The 1,021-nt window shown below is 39.9% G+C and carries 2 pseudogenes; both read right to left on the reverse strand.

Annotated elements, in window-relative coordinates:
* Positions 1 to 244: pseudogene (locus CXF78_RS01725) on the reverse strand (3-oxoacyl-ACP synthase III); the annotation flags it as partial.
* 255 nt (positions 245 to 499) lie between these two features.
* Positions 500 to 1,021 (reverse strand): annotated as a pseudogene (locus CXF78_RS01730) (methyltransferase); the annotation flags it as partial.

A 1,021-nucleotide genomic window follows, 5' to 3' on the forward strand; every position in this document is an offset into this window, starting at 1 on the left:
CGCTGACATTAATGCCGGTTTCATTCACGGCTTTACGTGCAGCAGCAATAGCGCCGTCTGATAAACGATGACCTTTAGGCCACCAACGACGCTCGGTAATTCCGGTTAATGCGGCAAGTTGCCCCATCGGAATACGAAACTTTTGATAAAGTGGGGCCAAACGAGATTCTAAATCGCTACTCGACACTACTTGTGGTGCTAGCTCATAAGCCAGACTATTGATAAAGACGCGTGAATATTTCATTAAACCGTATAATTCGCTTCGCTCTAGCAAGCCCAAAAGCCACTAGAATAGTTGTTATTCGTTATTAACCCGCCATTTGAACAAGAATGGCTTAATTATTCAATCAAAAACAGCAAGCCAATGCGGTAATGTGGATAATATATTGTGGTTAAATTTTATTATTTGATTAACTAGTTTGTTGATTTTCACAGTTTTAGGGCAAATAGACTAGTATAAACAAAGGTTTAATTTGCAGTTTTGTGACAAAGACTGCTATTAGTTTGTTTTAATTGCTTGGATCAGCGCATTTCGTGGTGTAACACTGTTTGCACAAAATTCAGTCAACGTAACTTGATATCCCTGCTCTTGTAAAAAACACACTCGATCGAGCAACAGCCAATGCTCCAAGGCTCGACGAAATAAATGAGCGACTAAATCAATCCGCTTAGTAAGTCTTTGTCGTTCGATTCCGCGGTGCAAATAATGGCTCAAATTAATCTCACTGGATATAACTAAATGCTTTTGATTTGCTGCCCACTGGCAAAAGTCGCTAAAATTGCCACTAAGCTGACTTTTTTTAATGGTCGGCACCGATAAATAAGCATCTATATCGCGTATTTTTCGTTGCAAACTGTCAAAACCTAAGCGCCATGATATCTCTTGATTACGTAATGTTTGTTTTTTGGTGCCAGCAATAACGCTTTGTTGCAATGGCAGCTGTAAGTCATGCTTTGACAGTTTGACCGCACTCACTTTGGCTAAAGCCGATAGCGGTTGATAATGTGTATCTTCAATCAA

The organism is Shewanella sp. 11B5, from assembly GCF_002836795.1.
GTDB classification, from domain to species: domain Bacteria; phylum Pseudomonadota; class Gammaproteobacteria; order Enterobacterales; family Shewanellaceae; genus Shewanella; species Shewanella frigidimarina.